Below are 17,251 nucleotides of genomic sequence, written 5' to 3'. Positions count from 1 at the left end.
TATATATGTTACAAAAATTGACAGATGTATCTACAAATATCAATGTTAGCACGGCTGAGAACGGTTTTATTGGTGCTAATTTTTACACCGAAGATGACGGTAGTGCATACATTAGAATTACAATTAAAGATAATAACCAAGTTTTAGATTTTAATAAAACAGATATGTTACCTAGATTAGATCTATTCTGTTCAGACGGTTCAATTTTTACGAATGAGCCATTAGATATTGTGATACCTGACAAAGGTGTTATTCAATATAAGGTATCAGATAACGTTATTGCACATCCTGGTAGAATGGACGCCAAACTATTTTTAGCAAACAAAAGTGATAGTATCCACGTTGCTAACTTTTATTTCACAATTACAGATAGCGGTATGACTGGACCTATTGGAAAAGAAGTACATGTAGATTCATTACAAGAATTAGTTAAAAACGTAATGAAAGAAAATGCAGTTGGTTTGTTGGATGATAGTTTTAAATCTAAGTTAGAAAAAGACTTACAAACATACGTTACAGAAAACTCAAATTTATTTAGAGGCGAAAGAGGAGAACAAGGTGTTCAAGGTATTCAAGGACCACCGGGCAAAGTCGGCGAACAAGGTCCACAGGGTGTTCAAGGTGAAAAAGGTGAAGATGGCAAGGATGGAGTTAATGGACTAGACGGAAAAAATGGAATAGACGGTAAAGATGGCGTAGATGGTGCAAATGGAGAAAAAGGTGAAAAAGGAGAAAAAGGAGAAAAAGGTGATCCTTTCACTTTCGACGACTTCACACCAGAACAACTACAATCTCTAAAAGGGGAACCCGGTAAAGATGCAGACATGACACTTTTACAACCTAATTTTTCTGAAGAATTGAATAAATTATCTACAATTAAAGGGAATATGACGGTAAGTATTGTGCATGCACCTTCACAAACATTTCACGTTGTGCAACCTATAAGTGACAATAGAGCCTTAAGAATTTGGTTCAGTAAAAATCAAAAAGATGACTACATCATTTTTCGAGAAACAGAGATAGGCGACTATAAAAATGAAAACAAATCGATAGGCTATCAAAATTTAGAAATGGTTGACAGTAGTATGTTTAATACATCTTATGCGCCTAACTATTTTGCAACTACCGTAGGTGCCACACTTAAAGGTACAGTTATTGCCGATAAAATCAATTTTACATCGTATTGTACAAATGTTGGTGGTATTTGGGAAGCTACACTTGATGAAGGAACTACAAATGAGAAGAAAACTACTGTATCAACGTATAGCGATACTAATAAAGTTGATAACGAACAACTACTATTCGATAATCTTGAATACAAAAAACATACATTGAAATTAGTTTTTAAAGGGCAAGATCCAGACCACCCAACTACATCGCCAAGAGGGTGGTTTAATTTCGGTGGAACACGTCCACAAGATGTTAAAGGTACGATAAATATATTTAAACTAGTACCAGTTGTTACAAATGTAACTCAGTCACTTTATAGCTATTCAAACAAAGACATTGCAATGCAAATCAGAGATGCAAATAATACTAGTGGGGAACAATTTGTACCAGAACACAACGGAATAGGAACAGCTTTCAAAAATAAAGATGCTAAATTATTAGGAGACAACAAAGAATTATCATTTGTTACGGATAAAGTTTATACAGACATACAAAATGTTAGCTTGGTTCAAAATGTTAACGGTAGAGTAGACAATAACGATTTAGTAAATATCATCACAAATCACTCAATTAAAAATGGTGCAATTTCGGTATATGGAAATGTTAAGTTTTTAAAGAAAACATATGTTAAAACTGCATACGCTGGCATGGTTCCGTATTTTACTAAAAACGTTAACAAAATTAAATCGTCACTGAACAACACATATAAACCAGATGTGAGTGGAACGTATAGAATTGAGAATATACCAGAAAAATTACAAGCAAACTCATATCTGTTAAGTAATGACACAAATGATGTTATTACGGCTTTTGAATTTGAAAATATTGTCAAAACAAACAGAATTAACGAAAATGCGATAAAAGGCGATACATGGATAGAACACCGCAACGCAGACATGGGCAAGATTTATAACCAACAATTCAAAGAAGAAACAATTGAAGCTGGTTATGAATGGCAATTCAAACTTAATTACAGAACGACAGAAATACCATACGCAAATATATTGATCTAAAGCTGACCTTTTTAGGTCGGCTTTTTATTTTGGAGGAATAAAGATGACATCAGATAAATTAAAACAATATATCGGTTTAATCGGTGGTATGTTAGGCGCTTTATACCTTGCTTTGAAAGCAAGTGGTATAGAAGTTCCTTTTTTAATGCCTGAAAAATTAGACGCATGGCAAAATTTTGCTACTTCAGCAGTACCATTTGTCATTGCAATTTATGGTGTTTATAAAAACACATATGTTATTCATTCGCATTCAAAAGCGCAAGAAGAATATCTGAAAGAAAATAATTTAAAATAGGAGTGTTGTAAATGGCTACTGAAAACTGGAAAGGCGTTAAAGTACGCTATGATTTATTGACTAAAGGAACACGACGCTATGGTGAACAATTAGATGGAGGCAAACCACAATTCATCGTAGCACATGATACAGGTAACCCTAACACATCTGCACAAACTAACGTTAACTATTACGAAAATACGCATAATATACCGTGGAACCAAGTAGCGAGCGCGCATATCTTTGTAGATGATAAAGAAGCTATTATTTGTATTCCTACAACTGAAAAAGCATGGCATGTATTATATGACGCACCAACTGATAACCTTTGGTATGGTAAAGATGCAAATGATGTAGCGATTGGTGTAGAAATTTGTTACTTTGATAATAAAGAACGCTCGTTGAAGGCACTAGATAACGGTGCTCGTGTGTTAGCTTACTTAGCAGAATATTGGAACATTGATTATAAAACGCATATGCCAGGCCACCAAGATATTCAAGCAGATAAGCAGGATCCGGGTAATTTATTACAAGCATGCGGATATAGTCGTGATACAAGCAATCTAGACAAGCATGTAGCTAAGTATTATAAAAAAGATGTTAAGGTTAAAGCTACACCTACACAAGTTACAACAGGCGCTACACCATATACGAGAGACCAATTTGTAGATTGGTTGAAATCAACAGAAGGCAAACAATATGACTACGATTGTTATGCAGCGTTCCAATGTTTTGACTATGCCAATGTAGGTTGGGACCATTTATTTGGTCATGGTTTAAAAGGCGACGGCGCTAAAGATATTCCATTTAATAAAGTTAATCTAGAAAACTTCAAAAAAGAAGCGACTGTTCACAAAAACACACCTAAATTCTTAGCTAAACCAGGCGACTTAGTTGTTTGGGGCGCTCAACTTGGTGGAGGTTGGGGACATGTTGCTTGGGTTGTTGAAGCAACGCTTGATTATATTGTTGTCATCGAGCAGAACTGGCTTGGTGGTGGTTGGACTTCTGGGCCAATCAATAATGGTACTGGTTGGGAAACTGCTACACGACGTAAACATGAGTATGAAACTGAAATGTGGTTTGTTCGACCTAACTTTGCTACTAAAACAAAAACAAACACACTATCAAATAAAATGAAAAGCAAAAAAGAAGAAAAGAAAATCACGTGGAACTGGAAAGGTCGCTTTGTTGCTAATACAACTATTAAAGTTAGACGTTCAGCAGGTTTGCATGGATCAGTTGTAGATAGCAATTCATGGTTACTTAAAAACCAATGGGTAGACTTTGTATCTGTAACTAAACGCAATGGTTATTGGTGGGCTAAGTTTAAATATCCGACTAACCCTAGTGCCGGTTACTTCTACTGTGCTTTATGTAAAATTACAGATAAACAAGAACGTATTAAGAAAGAGAAGTATTTTGGCAAGATATCTTGGAAATAATATGATATAATACACTCAGATGACATTTCACTATTAGTTCGTAAAGGGATAAGCATAACGGTGCTTGTCCCTGTTTTTTTATGTTATAAAATATCGTACCTTTTTAAGTAGTTGTGCCCATTTTTAATTTTATAATCATAAATTTGTTGTTATTTTTACGTTTACATATTAATATGTAAATATATTAGGAGGAGATCTTTATGCAAAAAATTTTCAAAACAATAGCCACAGCATACATGATTTCTGGAGATATGAATGGATATTATGGTAAAAAAAGAAATGAATTACGTAAAAATAGCTTACAATCGAGAAGTGATATAAATCAATTAGAAAGTGATTGGTACGCTACAGGTGCAGATATGCAAAAAGCTTTAAACGCATATCCAAAAGTAAAGGAACTAAATCATGGATACTGATACAAAACAGTCTAACGATGCAGAAGTGTTAGAAAGAAAACTAGAGAATGCTAATAATAGTGATGAAAGACGCGAAATTATAGCACGTGAAATTTCTTTAACTAAAAGTGGACCTCTTCCAGACCCTGAGGATTTTAAAAAATATGAAGAAGTTTTACCAGGTTCAGCTAACAGGATTATGGAAATGGCTGAAAAGAACCAGCAGCATAGAATGAACTTAGAAATTGTGGAGCAAGAAAAGTACTACAAAAGTAATGATTCAATTACGACAAAAGGAATTAATTCAAGTACGATTATTTCCATCGCGGGGATTATAGGATCAGTAGTATTAGGTATATTTGGAAAAGAATGGGCAGCAGGCATTATTGGGACTTTATCTTTGGGAAACATAGTGGTAAGTATGATTAACGCTACAGTAAATAATATAAGAAGAAAAGAGGACTAGTAACCGTATCTTAATAGGTACGGTTATTTTTTTATGCGTAATTTTCAAAAAAAATACAAACCATGTTCTTATGAGCGTGGTTTTTTCATGTGAGGGACTCGGGTCCCTAAAAAGTCCCTAAAAATTTGTATTATATGGTGTGTTATTAATAGGCAAAATAAAAAGAACCCCGTCGTTATGGGATTCTTAATTTCGAAAAGTGTTTAATTTTCGGTTAATAGCGTCCTGGGAGGGATTCGAACCCCCGACCGATGGCTTAGAAGGCCATTGCTCTATCCAGCTGAGCTACCAGGACATGAATTTTTAACACAAGAATTATTATAGCTAAAGAAACCTTATTTAGCAATAGCTTTAATATAAAAAAAGTTTATATTTTTCACTAATTATGTGTATTTGTTACTCATTTAAATTATCTGAAAGCTAAGTAATACATAAAGACAATGGATTTAAATAAAATCAATAAGTCAGATAAGCACATAAATAATCGCATTCAAAAAATAATAAAAATTATTAATAAACAACTATGAACGAATGAAACGATAAACGACCATACGTTTTAAAGCGATTCTTAGATATTATTCCTACAACGCCATCCAATAATTGAACGATAATCATCAAAATAGATAACGAAATTAAGAGACTATTGTTGGTAATTAGTATCGTTATAAAGGCTAACAGTGCAATTGCTAAACTGCGTGAAAAGGCGTAGAATGCGTTCACTTGTTTTGTTTGTATACATGATTGCATTGAGAAGCCTAGACTTGTAAATGCACTTATTATAGTGAAAACCGACAATATATAATACATAAGTATATACTTCTTAAATTAAATCCTTCTTAAATGATACCAATTATTAATTCAAAATACACCTTAATCTATACATGTTATCGAACTGCAAGTTAGAATGCATTTGTTTGAAATTTGAGTATAAACATAGCGCTTAGTTATTTAGCTCACCATTAAAATCAGGTCAATTTTAAATTAATTTAAAGCCAATGTAAAGCTATTGTAAACGTTTGCAGAATTGTCAGATTTTGTACAACATATATGAATTCCTAAGTGTAATTAACGTTACTAACGACTTACAGTTTTGATGTCTTATTTTTGAGTTAAGAAAGATAGGACTCAAAAGCGTTAAATCGATATATAGTATAAGTAACAAAACGATAGGTAAACAAAAAACCTAATTATCGTTTTAGTTTTTAAGAAAAGCTTTAAGCTACTTAAAGTTAATAACTACATTTCGAATTTATTAAATAAGGAAACGGAGCGATTTCAATGTCAAAATTAGTACAAGCAATTTCAGATGCAGTACAAGCAGGACAAAACCAAGACTGGGCTAAATTAGGTACTAGCATTGTTGGTATCGTAGAAAACGGTGTTGGCATTTTAGGAAAATTATTCGGTTTCTAAGTTTTAAATTATAAGTACTTTTAAAAATATAAATAAACAATACAAAGGAGATATTTATCATGGAAAAAATCGCAAACGCAGTAAAAAGTGCAATTGAAGCAGGACAAAACCAAGATTGGACTAAATTAGGTACAAGCATTTTAGATGTTATCTCTAATGGTGTAACAGAATTAAGTAAAATCTTTGGCTTCTAATCATAAAGCAATTAATAACTAATCAATTTAAAAAAGAAATGGAGCGATTTCAATGTCAAAATTAGTACAAGCAATTTCAGATGCAGTGCAAGCAGGACAAAACCAAGACTGGGCTAAATTAGGTACAAGCATCGTAGGTATCGTAGAAAATGGTGTTGGCATTTTAGGAAAATTATTCGGTTTCTAAGTTTTAAATTATAAGTCAATTTAAATGTATAAATAAAGAATACAAAGGAGATATTTATCATGGAAAAAATCGCAAACGCAGTAAAAAGTGCAATTGAAGCAGGACAAAATCAAGATTGGACTAAATTAGGTACAAGCATTTTAGATGTTATCTCTAATGGTGTAACAGAATTAAGTAAAATCTTTGGTTTCTAAATTATAGCGTTATAGACAATTTATTTAATTAAAAAAGAAATGGAGCGATTTCAATGTCAAAATTAGTACAAGCAATTTCAGACGCAGTACAAGCAGGACAAAACCAAGATTGGGCTAAATTAGGTACAAGCATCGTAGGTATCGTAGAAAACGGCGTAGGTATTTTAGGTAAATTATTTGGTTTCTAAGTTTATGACTGAGTAATCAATTTCTTAATAATAATTTGAATGGAGAGATTATAATGCAAAAATTAGCAGAAGCAATCGCAAACGCAATCCAAGCAGGACAAAACCAAGACTGGGCTAAATTAGGTACAAGCATCGTAGGTATTGTAGAAAACGGTGTTAGTGCATTAGGTAAAATCTTCGGTTTCTAATTAATCAATTTTAAAACATATATCACATAATAAAAATGAATGGAGAGATTATAATGCAAAAATTAGCAGAAGCAATTGCAAACGCAATTCAAGCAGGACAAAACCAAGACTGGGCTAAATTAGGTACAAGCATCGTAGGTATCGTAGAAAACGGTGTTAGTGCATTAGGTAAAATCTTCGGATTCTAAGTTATATGATTATAAGATGGACTAGGGCAAGCGCCCTGGTCTTTTTTTATTGTTATAAAATAATCTGGTACAATAAAAATGATTAATTGAAACGAATATAAGGATGGCAAAGATGAAGTATAACACTATTTTATTAGATTTCGACGATACTTTAGTAGATTTTTATGATGCTGAAGACAAAGCTTTTCATAATATGGCTAAACATTATTGTCATTTTCCAACTGAAGAAGACTTTCAATATTTCAAAAAAGTAAATCAAGCACATTGGGAAGCTTTTCAAAAAAATGAATTGACCAAAGATGAAGTATTGTCTAATAGATTTATAGAGTATTTTGATCATTATGGAATTAAAGTAAATGGTAAAGAAGCAGATATTTCATTTCGAGATGAATTGGCAAAGGCACCACTAAAATACTTTAATTCTACCAAAGAAACTATAAACCGATTATCTCGAAACTGTAAACTTTATATTGTTACAAACGGCGTAACAGATACTCAAAAAAGACGTATTGCTCAATTAGAATTTAAAGATTCATTTGAAGCAGTATTTATTTCAGAAGAAACAGGTTATCAAAAGCCAATGGTGGAATTCTTTGATTATATCTTTAATGAAATTGGAGAAGATAAACGTCATTACTCTATAATAGTAGGCGACTCTTTGACTTCCGATATTCTTGGAGGTAAAAATGCCAATATCGCAACGTGTTGGTTTAATGTGAGAAATAAAAATAATGAATCAAATATACATCCAGATTATGAAATTAATAATTTGAAAGATTTAGTAAGATTGGTTGAAGAATCATAAATTATAAAAAATAGAAGCGCCAAGTAGTTAATCAACATTAATCAACTACTTGGCACTTTTTAATTTAAGGCATTAATTATATTTTCTGTGCTTTTATTATTTATTTTTAGGATCCCAAACTAATACATCATGTCCTTCAGGATTCTTAGCTTGAACATCTTCAAAATTGTGGTTAAGTAAAAAATCTTTAGAGTTCTGACGTGCTATTGCTTTAATAGGCATATCAAATGATTTAGCATAATCTATTAATGTTTTACCATAGCCACGATTTTTATAATCTTCTAAAACTTCTAATTTCCATAGTAATAAGTAATCGTCATATTTAGGAAAATAAATTTCCTCAACATCACCTTTTTTCATCAAGGCCATGCGAGCGACTAAGTTTTCACCATGGAAGATACCATAGAATGGTGATTCTGCACTGGCATCAATTAACTGACCTTGTAATTCTTCAACCATATATAAATCTTTATTACCATATTCTCTAAATGCTTCAAAAAGTTTATCAGTTTTAAAATTGATATCAAGATGACGTACTTCACTCATATTGCATCTTCCCCCTTATACCTTTTCTCTTATTATAACTCAAATATTATGTAAATTTCATTTAATTATATTTTAAATTATCAGTGAAATTTGGAATACAATTTAAATTTTTAATATTTAAGCCGTTAAATTGTCAGATGGAACTATAATCTTTATACTATATGAGTAATAGTTATGTTGGAGGAGTACAAATATGGACTGTCAAGTAACATATTTTAAAGAAAAAGATTCGTTTATCTCACGATTAAAAGAAAGTGATGAACAACTATTAAAGTTTTATCAATATGATCCTATGGAGCAAAGCAGCTTTGTTAATAGATTGCAACGTCCAAATAATGGAAGAGAGCGCCAATTAGCGAACGTCATAAAAGCATATATGTCTGATTTAGTATTAACGTCTTCTCAAGAAGATAATATAAAAGCATTAGGGAATGGAGCTAAAGTTGTAATAGGTGGACAACAAGCTGGGTTATTTGGCGGGCCACTTTATACATTCCATAAAATTCTTTCAATTGTAACACTTAGTAATCAATTGAAAGGTGAACACGGGCAAGATATTGTACCGGTCTTTTGGATTGCAGGTGAAGATCATGACTTTGATGAAGTAAATCATACATATGCATTTAATGCCAAAGATGCAAAGTTGTATAAAACTAAATATCATACTATGACGCCACCTGAAACCAATGTCTCAAGATATCAATTTGATAAAGAATCAATGGTTGAAGCTTTAAATCATTTCTTTAAAACTTTAAAGGAAACTAAACACACTAAAGGACTTTATGACATGTGTATAAGTATCATTGATACAAATGATACATGGACAGATGTATTTAAAGCCTTGTTGCATGAAATTTTTAAAGAACATGGATTATTACTCATTGATGCGCAATTTGATAAATTACGTCAACTTGAAAAACCATTGTTAAAAGAAATCATTAATATACATGATGAAATTGATAATGCATTTAGAAATACACAACAGAAGACGATAAATTCTGGATTGGCACAAATGATACAAACAGATACAAACGTTCATTTGTTCCTTCATAATGATGATATGCGTCAACTGTTAACTTCAGATGATTACATGTTTAAACTAAGTAAATCTGGCACGTCATTTTCAAAAAAAGACATATTGAATTTGATAGAAGCAGAGCCGGAACGGTTTTCAAATAATGTTGTAACGAGACCAGTAATGGAAGAATGGCTGTTTAACACGGTGGCATTTATTGGAGGACCTAGTGAAATTAAATACTGGGCAGAATTAAATGAAGTATTTAAGCTTTTAAGCGTTGAAATGCCAATTGTATTACCTCGGATGAAAATGACTTATATGATGGATAGAACGTCAAAACTCATTAAGCAGTATGATCTTGAAGTCGATAATGTAATAGAAAATGGCATTGAAGAAGATAGAGCTAAATTCATACGTGCTCAAGCATCCGAAAAAGTTATTCAAGAAGTAGAGGAATTAAAAAAACAACATGCAAAAGTGTATCAACAATTGTATGATGAAGTGAATGATAATCAAGACAATATGAATTTAATATCTAAAAATAATGAAATCCATAATAAACAATTTGATTACTTAATCAAACGTTATTTGCTTAACATTGAAAGAGAAAACGAAATAAGTATGAAACACTTTAGAGAATTGGAAAATGTATTACATCCTCTCCATGGTTTACAAGAAAGAGTATGGAACGCACTTCAAATTATGAATGATTTTGGGATAGAAGTGTTCAGTCCCTCCACCTATCCACCACTTGAATACACTTTTGATCAAATTATTATAAAACCTTAATATCACTGGCTTTAGGCCCATTTTATCAGAATGATAAAATGGGCCTTTTTTTGTTTATATAAATAAATTTAAGATATTTTACAGAATTAGTGGAGGATAGTGGTGAGATGTGGTAAATTATAAATAAGGTGAGGTGATAATAATGTTCATGGGAGAATACGAGCATCAATTAGATGCTAAGGGACGTATGATAATTCCATCTAAGTTTAGATATGACTTAAATGAACGTTTTATTATCACACGAGGCCTTGATAAATGTTTATTTGGGTACACGCTTGAAGAATGGCAACAAATAGAAGAGAAAATGAAAACCTTACCTATGACTAAGAAAGATGCACGTAAATTTATGCGTATGTTTTTCTCAGGTGCCATCGAAGTCGAACTCGATAAACAGGGGCGTATCAATATCCCTCAAAATTTGAGAAAGTACGCCAAACTTACTAAAGAATGTACTGTAATTGGCGTTTCAAATCGAATTGAGATTTGGGATAGAGAGACTTGGAATGATTTTTATGATGAATCAGAAGAAAGTTTCGAAGATATTGCTGAAGATTTAATAGATTTTGATTTTTAATGGAGGAATTAACCGTGTTTCATCATATAAGCGTAATGCTCAACGAAACAATTGATTATTTAGACATCAAAGAAGACGGCATCTATGTAGATTGTACGCTTGGTGGAGCGGGACATGCACTTTATTTATTAAATCAATTGAATGACAACGGCAGATTAATTGCAATTGACCAAGACACTACTGCTTTAGAGAATGCTAAAGAAGTGTTAAAAGATCATTTGCATAAAGTCACGTTCGTACATAGTAACTTTAGAGAATTAACTGACATTTTAAAAAACTTAAACATTGAAAAAGTAGATGGTATCTATTATGACTTAGGTGTTTCAAGCCCACAACTTGATGTTCCAGAACGTGGGTTTAGTTATCATCATGATGCTAAGCTTGATATGAGAATGGATCAAACTCAAGAGCTAAGTGCTTACGAAGTTGTAAACCATTGGTCATATGAAGCGCTTGTTAAAATTTTTTATCGCTATGGTGAAGAAAAATTTTCGAAACAAATAGCAAGAAGAATTGAAGCGCATCGTGAACAACATCCTATCGAAACTACTTTAGAACTTGTTGATATCATCAAAGAAGGCATACCAGCTAAAGCAAGAAGAAAAGGTGGTCATCCTGCAAAACGTGTCTTTCAAGCTATACGTATTGCTGTCAATGATGAACTATCTGCATTTGAAGATTCAATTGAACAAGCGATTGACCTAGTTAAAATAGGGGGCAGGATTTCAGTAATTACCTTTCATTCATTGGAAGATAGGTTATGTAAGCAAATATTCCAAGAATATGAAAAAGGTCCTGATGTGCCTAGAGGATTACCAATTATTCCTGAAGCATATACACCTAAACTAAAAAGAATAAACCGTAAACCTATCACGGCAACTGATACAGATTTAGATGAAAACAATAGAGCGCGTAGTGCGAAGTTACGTGTGGCAGAAATTTTAAAATAAGGAGTAATTGAAGATGGCTGTAGAGAAAATATATGAACCATATGAAGAGACCCAGCACAATAGTATTCCGAAACAACAACCGAAATCGAAACCAGAAACACGAACAGTAACTAAAAAGGTTGTTGTCCAACTAACAAGGTTTGAAAAGTTTTTATACATAACGCTTGTTACTGCAATTGCTGTGATTGCTATCTATATGCTATCTTTAAAAATGGATGCGTATGATACGAATGGGAAAATTGCAGATTTAGATACTAAAATAGAAAAACAATCCAGTGAAAACAGCGCAATCAAATCTGAAATTAAGAAAAATTCTTCTTACCAACGCATTTACGATAAGGCAAAAGAACAAGGAATGAGCCTAAATAACGACAATGTAAAGGTAGTGCGTACTAATGGCGAAGCGAAAAATTAAAATTAGAAAAAATAAATTAGGAGCAGTCCTCCTTGTTGGTATATTCGGACTGCTCTTTTTTATATTGGTTTTAAGATATTCATATATTATGGTAACTGGACACTCAGACGGACAAAACTTAATTATGCGTGCAAATGAAACATATCTTGTTCATAGTCAAGAACAGGCTGAACGTGGAAAAATTTATGATAGAAATGGTAAAGTTCTTGCTGAAGATGTGGAAAGATATAAAGTTGTAGCGGTAATTGATAAAAGTGCTGGAAAAAGTGGGGATAAACCTCGCTATGTAGAAGATAAGAAGAAAACAGCAAAGCAATTATCTAAAATTATTGATATGAAGCCAGCAGAAATTGAAAAACGTTTAAATCAGAAAAAAGCATTCCAAGTAGAATTTGGACAAAAAGGGACAAATCTAACTTATGATGATAAACAAAAATTGGAAAAAATGAATTTGCCAGGAATTACATTATATCCTGAAACAGAGCGTTTTTATCCTAATGGAAACTTTGCTTCTCATCTAATTGGTATGGCACAAAAAAATCCAGATACAGGAGAATTAAAAGGTGCTTTAGGTGTTGAAAAAATATTTGATAGTTATCTTAGTGGTACGAAAGGTGCACTATCGTATATTCAAGATATTTGGGGATATATTGCTCCAAATTCTAAGCATGAAACATCTCCTAAACGTGGAGATGATGTCCATTTAACAATAGATTCAAATATCCAAGTATTTGTTGAAGAAGCACTGGATGATATGGTTAAAAGATATCAACCAAAAGATATGTTTGCTGTAGTAATGGATGCAAAAACTGGAGAGATACTCGCTTACAGTCAACGACCAACTTTTAATCCTGAAACAGGAGAAGACTTCGGTAAAAAATGGGCAAACGATTTATATCAAAATACGTATGAACCTGGTTCAACTTTTAAATCATATGGTTTAGCCGCAGCCATTCAAGAAGGGAAATTTGATCCAAAGAAAAAATATGAATCAGGGCATCGTGACATTATGGGTTCAAGAATTTCTGACTGGAATAAGACTGGTTGGGGTGAAATACCAATGTCTCTTGGTTTCACATATTCATCTAATACCTTAATGATGCATTTACAAGATTTAGTAGGTACAGATAAAATGAAATCTTGGTATGAAAGATTCGGCTTTGGTAAGAAAACTGGTGGTCTTTTTGATGGAGAAGCATCAGGTAATATCGCTTGGTCAAATGAATTGCAACAAAAAACGTCAGCGTTCGGACAGTCAACAACTGTGACACCAGTCCAAATGATACAAGCACAATCAGCATTCTTTAATAAAGGTAATATGTTGAAACCTTGGTTTGTTGAAGATATCTCAAACCCTATTTCTAATAAAACATTCTATAAAGGTAAAAAAGAAATAGCAGGTAAACCAATTACAGCGAATACCGCAAGTAAAGTTGAAAATGAACTTGATAAAGTAGTAAATAGTAAAAAAAGTCATGCGATGAATTATCGTATAGATGGCTATGATATTGAAGGTAAAACTGGGACAGCCCAAGTAGCTGATTCTAATGGTGGCGGTTATGTAAAAGGAGAAAATCCTTACTTTGTAAGCTTTATTGGCGATGCACCTAAGAAAAACCCTAAAGTTATCGTTTATGCTGGTATGAGTTTAGCTCAAAAAAATGACCAAGAAGCGTATGAAATGGGTGTAAGTAAAGCGTTCAAACCAATTATGGAAAATACACTTAAATACTTAAATGTAGGTTCTAAAAAGGATGAAACAAAATCTGCCCAATATAGCAAAGTGCCAAACGTAGCTGGTCAATCTACTGATAAAGCTAAAGAAAGCCTTCAATCTGAAAACTTAAAAGCTGTTGTTATCGGTAGTGGTAATACCATCAAGTCACAATCAGTAAAAGCAAATAAAAAAGTATTACCTAATAGTAAAGTTTTACTATTAACTGACGGAGATAAAACAATGCCAAATATGAAGGGCTGGACGAAAGACGACGTACTTGCCTTCCAAGAGTTGACTGGAATCAATGTGACAACGAAAGGAAACGGTTATGTAACTAAACAGTCAATAACTAATGGCACAACATTGAAAGATAGCAGTAAGATTGAAATTGAATTATCTACTGAAGATCCAGACGATTCATCTAGTGACGCAACTAGTGAATCAGATAATACAAGTCAATCATCTGATTCAGAGAAAACTGATAAATCTTCTAAGTCGGACAAATCAAATCAATCATCAAAAGATAAATCAAAATCATCGTCAGAAAGTAAAGATTCAAATAGTAAAAATGATTCAAACTAATTAAACGTAAATGTGTATGAATGAAAGGTAAGGGGCTATGACAACGACAAAATGGTAATCTTGGTCCATTCAATCATAGCTCTTATCTAGATTTCATACTTAAATTGATGTGAATTCAATTCAAAAATTGATAAACTAAAAAAGATAAAATCAAATCTAAAATTACAGAGAATTATCTTAAAAATTAAATATACATAAAGGAGAATATTATGCTTTTCATACTTGCGATTATCGCGCTACTAATTACGTTCATATTAGTACCTGTATTAATCCCGACACTTAAACGAATGAAATTTGGACAAAGTATACGTGAAGAAGGTCCACAAAGCCACATGAAAAAAACTGGTACACCAACAATGGGTGGCTTGACTTTTTTAATTAGTATTATCATTACATCAATTATTGCAATTTTCTTTGTTGATAATTCTAATCCTATTATTTTGTTATTATTTGTAACTATTGGATTTGGATTAATTGGTTTTATTGATGATTATATTATTGTTGTTAAGAAGAATAACCAAGGATTAACAAGTAAACAAAAATTCTTGGCACAAATAGCTATAGCTATTATTTTCTTTATTTTAAGTGATGTATTTCATCTTGTTGAATTTTCAACAAACTTAAATATTCCATTTACAAATATTAGTATCCCATTATCATTTGCCTACGTGATCTTTATTGTATTCTGGCAAGTTGGTTTTTCTAATGCTGTGAATTTAACAGATGGTTTAGATGGTTTAGCAACTGGTTTATCAATTATAGGATTTACAATGTATGCCATAATGAGCTTTGTTTTAGATTCACCAGCAATCGGTGCATTTTGTATCATAATGATTTTTGCATTATTAGGTTTCTTACCATATAACCTAAATCCTGCAAAAGTATTTATGGGTGATACCGGTAGTTTAGCTTTAGGCGGTATTTTTGCTACAATTTCAATTATGCTAAATCAGGAATTATCATTATTACTCGTTGGCTTAGTATTTGTGATTGAGACTGCTTCAGTTATGCTGCAAGTCTCATCTTACAAACTAACTAAAAAACGTATTTTCAAAATGACACCAATTCACCATCATTTTGAATTAAGTGGTTGGGGAGAATGGAAAGTTGTAACAGTGTTCTGGACTGTTGGTTTAATTTCAGGATTAATTGGATTATGGATAGGAGTGCATTAAGATGCTAAATTATACAGGATTAGAGAATAAAGATGTTCTTGTTGTAGGATTAGCAAAAAGTGGTTATGAAGCAGCTAAATTATTAACAAAACTAGGTGCAAATGTAACAGTAAATGATGGCAAAGATTTATCTCAAGATCCACATGCTAAAGATTTAGAAACGCTAGGCGTTAAAATAGTTGACGGTGGGCATCCATTGTCACTGTTGGAGAATAATCCTATTATTATTAAAAATCCAGGTATACCTTATACTGTTTCTATTATTAAAGAAGCATACGACCGTGGTTTGAAAATTTTAACAGAAGTTGAATTAAGTTATCTTATATCAGAGGCGCCGATTATAGCTGTAACAGGTACAAATGGTAAAACTACTACAACTTCTTTAATTGGAGATATGTTTAATAAGAGTAGATTGACAGGTCGTCTTTCAGGAAATATTGGATATGTAGCATCTAAAGTGGCACAAGAAACATCAGCTAATGAATATTTGATTACTGAGTTATCTTCTTTCCAATTATTAGGAATAGAACATTATCGCCCTCATATTGCAATCATTACTAACATTTATTCAGCGCATTTAGATTATCATGAATCATTAGAAAATTATCAAAATGCAAAAAAACAAATCTATAAAAATCAAACAGAAAATGATTATTTAATTTGCAATTATCATCAAAGACATTTAATCGAATCTGAAAGTTTAAAAGCGAAAACATTATATTTCTCAACGCAACAAAAAGTAGATGGTATATACATTAAAGATAACTTTATTATTTATAAAGGTATTAGAATTATCAATGTCGAAGATTTAGTATTGCCTGGAGAACATAATTTAGAAAATATATTAGCAGCAGTGTTAGCTTCAATTTTAGCTGGTGTACCTATTAAAGCTATTATTGATAGTTTAACGACGTTTTCTGGTATTGAACATAGACTTCAATATATAGGCACAAACCGTACGAATAAGTATTATAATGATTCAAAAGCGACGAATACATTGGCTACACAATTTGCTCTAAACTCATTTAAGCAACCAATCGTTTGGTTATGTGGTGGATTAGATAGAGGCAATGACTTTGATGAACTCATACCTTATATGAAGAATGTCCGTGTGATGGTCGTTTTCGGACAAACCCAAGAAAAATTTGCGAAATTAGGTAATAGCCAAGGAAAATTAGTAATCAAAGCTACAGATATTGAAGATGCTGTTAGTAAAGTACAAGAAATCATTGAACCCAATGATGTAGTGTTATTATCTCCAGCGTGTGCAAGTTGGGATCAGTATAATACATTTGAAGAACGTGGTGAAAGATTTATAGAAAGTTTCCGTGCACACTTACCATCTTACTAAAGGGTGTGATACTA

At 32.3% G+C, this 17,251-nt stretch carries 21 protein-coding genes, 1 tRNA gene and 1 pseudogene; 20 read left to right on the top strand and 3 right to left on the bottom strand.

What is annotated here, in order from left to right; translation table 11 throughout:
• Nucleotides 1–5: 5 nt before the first annotated feature.
• The 5 genes from HYI43_08175 to HYI43_08155 all read left to right on the top strand — a co-directional run bounded on the left by HYI43_08175 (nucleotide 6) and on the right by HYI43_08155 (nucleotide 4,763).
• Nucleotides 6–2,183, top strand: coding sequence for a BppU family phage baseplate upper protein (locus tag HYI43_08175; GenBank protein UDI78522.1), 2,178 nt, complete (start codon nucleotides 6–8; stop codon nucleotides 2,181–2,183).
• 43 nt (nucleotides 2,184–2,226) lie between these two features.
• Nucleotides 2,227–2,478 carry a PTS mannose transporter subunit IID gene (locus HYI43_08170; GenBank protein ID UDI78521.1) on the top strand — a complete coding sequence of 84 codons (252 nt, stop codon included), beginning with the start codon at nucleotides 2,227–2,229 and terminating at the stop codon, nucleotides 2,476–2,478.
• Between the two features lie 11 nt (nucleotides 2,479–2,489).
• Nucleotides 2,490–3,902, top strand: coding sequence for an N-acetylmuramoyl-L-alanine amidase (locus HYI43_08165; protein UDI78520.1), 1,413 nt, complete (start codon nucleotides 2,490–2,492; stop codon nucleotides 3,900–3,902).
• A gap of 200 nt (nucleotides 3,903–4,102) precedes the next feature.
• Nucleotides 4,103–4,318, top strand: a complete 216-nt coding sequence (locus HYI43_08160) for a hypothetical protein (GenBank protein ID UDI78519.1) — start codon at nucleotides 4,103–4,105, stop codon at nucleotides 4,316–4,318.
• Nucleotides 4,308–4,763, top strand: a complete 456-nt coding sequence (locus HYI43_08155; GenBank protein UDI78518.1) for a DUF2335 domain-containing protein — start codon at nucleotides 4,308–4,310, stop codon at nucleotides 4,761–4,763. The genes HYI43_08160 and HYI43_08155 overlap by 11 nt, the downstream gene beginning before the upstream one ends.
• A gap of 221 nt (nucleotides 4,764–4,984) precedes the next feature.
• On the opposite strand, the gene HYI43_08150 is transcribed toward HYI43_08155, so the two are convergent.
• Both HYI43_08150 and HYI43_08145 read right to left on the bottom strand, forming a co-directional pair.
• Nucleotides 4,985–5,058: transfer RNA gene (locus HYI43_08150), tRNA-Arg, on the bottom strand.
• 195 nt (nucleotides 5,059–5,253) lie between these two features.
• Nucleotides 5,254–5,570, bottom strand: a pseudogene (locus HYI43_08145) (hypothetical protein).
• Between the two features lie 471 nt (nucleotides 5,571–6,041).
• On the opposite strand from HYI43_08145, the gene HYI43_08140 reads away from it, so the two are divergent.
• The 8 genes from HYI43_08140 (at nucleotide 6,042) to HYI43_08105 (ending at nucleotide 8,120) form a co-directional block, all read left to right on the top strand.
• Nucleotides 6,042–6,176 (top strand): phenol-soluble modulin PSM-beta-3, encoded by a 135-nt coding sequence (locus HYI43_08140; protein UDI78517.1) that lies wholly within the window; start codon nucleotides 6,042–6,044, stop codon nucleotides 6,174–6,176.
• A 59-nt stretch (nucleotides 6,177–6,235) separates the two neighbouring features.
• Entirely contained in the window at nucleotides 6,236–6,370 is a 135-nt protein-coding gene (locus HYI43_08135) for a phenol-soluble modulin PSM-beta-2 (protein UDI78516.1), read from the top strand.
• A gap of 52 nt (nucleotides 6,371–6,422) precedes the next feature.
• Nucleotides 6,423–6,557 (top strand): phenol-soluble modulin PSM-beta-3, encoded by a 135-nt coding sequence (locus HYI43_08130; protein ID UDI78515.1) that lies wholly within the window; start codon nucleotides 6,423–6,425, stop codon nucleotides 6,555–6,557.
• 59 nt (nucleotides 6,558–6,616) lie between these two features.
• Complete coding sequence (locus tag HYI43_08125) at nucleotides 6,617–6,751, top strand: phenol-soluble modulin PSM-beta-2 (protein ID UDI78514.1); 135 nt, start codon at nucleotides 6,617–6,619, stop codon at nucleotides 6,749–6,751.
• 53 nt (nucleotides 6,752–6,804) lie between these two features.
• Complete coding sequence (locus HYI43_08120; protein ID UDI78513.1) at nucleotides 6,805–6,939, top strand: phenol-soluble modulin PSM-beta-3; 135 nt, start codon at nucleotides 6,805–6,807, stop codon at nucleotides 6,937–6,939.
• Between the two features lie 53 nt (nucleotides 6,940–6,992).
• On the top strand, nucleotides 6,993–7,127 hold the full coding sequence (locus tag HYI43_08115) for a beta-class phenol-soluble modulin (GenBank protein ID UDI78512.1): 135 nt from the start codon (nucleotides 6,993–6,995) through the stop codon (nucleotides 7,125–7,127).
• A 53-nt stretch (nucleotides 7,128–7,180) separates the two neighbouring features.
• Nucleotides 7,181–7,315 (top strand): beta-class phenol-soluble modulin, encoded by a 135-nt coding sequence (locus HYI43_08110; protein ID UDI78511.1) that lies wholly within the window; start codon nucleotides 7,181–7,183, stop codon nucleotides 7,313–7,315.
• Nucleotides 7,316–7,427: 112 nt separating this feature from the next.
• The gene (locus tag HYI43_08105) at nucleotides 7,428–8,120 is read left to right on the top strand and encodes a noncanonical pyrimidine nucleotidase, YjjG family (GenBank protein UDI78510.1); all 693 of its coding nucleotides are present in this window, start codon (nucleotides 7,428–7,430) and stop codon (nucleotides 8,118–8,120) included.
• 96 nt (nucleotides 8,121–8,216) lie between these two features.
• Here the strand turns inward: HYI43_08105 and HYI43_08100 are convergent, their stop codons facing one another.
• Nucleotides 8,217–8,666, bottom strand: coding sequence for an N-acetyltransferase (locus HYI43_08100; protein ID UDI78509.1), 450 nt, complete (start codon nucleotides 8,664–8,666; stop codon nucleotides 8,217–8,219).
• A 193-nt stretch (nucleotides 8,667–8,859) separates the two neighbouring features.
• On the opposite strand from HYI43_08100, the gene bshC reads away from it, so the two are divergent.
• The 7 genes from bshC to HYI43_08065 all read left to right on the top strand — a co-directional run bounded on the left by bshC (nucleotide 8,860) and on the right by HYI43_08065 (nucleotide 17,237).
• Nucleotides 8,860–10,473 (top strand): bacillithiol biosynthesis cysteine-adding enzyme BshC, encoded by a 1,614-nt coding sequence (gene bshC / locus HYI43_08095; GenBank protein UDI78508.1) that lies wholly within the window; start codon nucleotides 8,860–8,862, stop codon nucleotides 10,471–10,473.
• A 142-nt stretch (nucleotides 10,474–10,615) separates the two neighbouring features.
• Nucleotides 10,616–11,047: a division/cell wall cluster transcriptional repressor MraZ gene (mraZ, locus tag HYI43_08090; GenBank protein ID UDI78507.1), complete on the top strand. Its 432-nt coding sequence runs from the start codon at nucleotides 10,616–10,618 to the stop codon at nucleotides 11,045–11,047.
• Nucleotides 11,048–11,061: 14 nt separating this feature from the next.
• A complete protein-coding gene (rsmH, locus tag HYI43_08085; protein ID UDI78506.1) occupies nucleotides 11,062–11,997 on the top strand; it encodes a 16S rRNA (cytosine(1402)-N(4))-methyltransferase RsmH in 936 nt (311 codons plus the stop codon).
• A 13-nt stretch (nucleotides 11,998–12,010) separates the two neighbouring features.
• On the top strand, nucleotides 12,011–12,412 hold the full coding sequence (gene ftsL, locus HYI43_08080) for a cell division protein FtsL (protein UDI78505.1): 402 nt from the start codon (nucleotides 12,011–12,013) through the stop codon (nucleotides 12,410–12,412).
• Nucleotides 12,393–14,711, top strand: a complete 2,319-nt coding sequence (locus tag HYI43_08075) for a penicillin-binding protein (protein UDI78504.1) — start codon at nucleotides 12,393–12,395, stop codon at nucleotides 14,709–14,711. Before ftsL ends, HYI43_08075 begins: the two co-directional genes overlap by 20 nt.
• A 209-nt stretch (nucleotides 14,712–14,920) precedes the next feature.
• On the top strand, nucleotides 14,921–15,886 hold the full coding sequence (locus HYI43_08070; protein ID UDI78503.1) for a phospho-N-acetylmuramoyl-pentapeptide-transferase: 966 nt from the start codon (nucleotides 14,921–14,923) through the stop codon (nucleotides 15,884–15,886).
• 1 nt (nucleotide 15,887) lies between these two features.
• Entirely contained in the window at nucleotides 15,888–17,237 is a 1,350-nt protein-coding gene (locus HYI43_08065; protein ID UDI78502.1) for a UDP-N-acetylmuramoyl-L-alanine--D-glutamate ligase, read from the top strand.
• Nucleotides 17,238–17,251: the final 14 nt, after the last annotated feature.

The organism is Staphylococcus taiwanensis (assembly GCA_020544305.1).
Taxonomy (GTDB): Bacteria; Bacillota; Bacilli; order Staphylococcales; family Staphylococcaceae; genus Staphylococcus; species Staphylococcus taiwanensis.
Note: the sequence above shows the minus strand (reverse complement) of the source record. Positions and strands in the feature narration are given on the sequence as shown.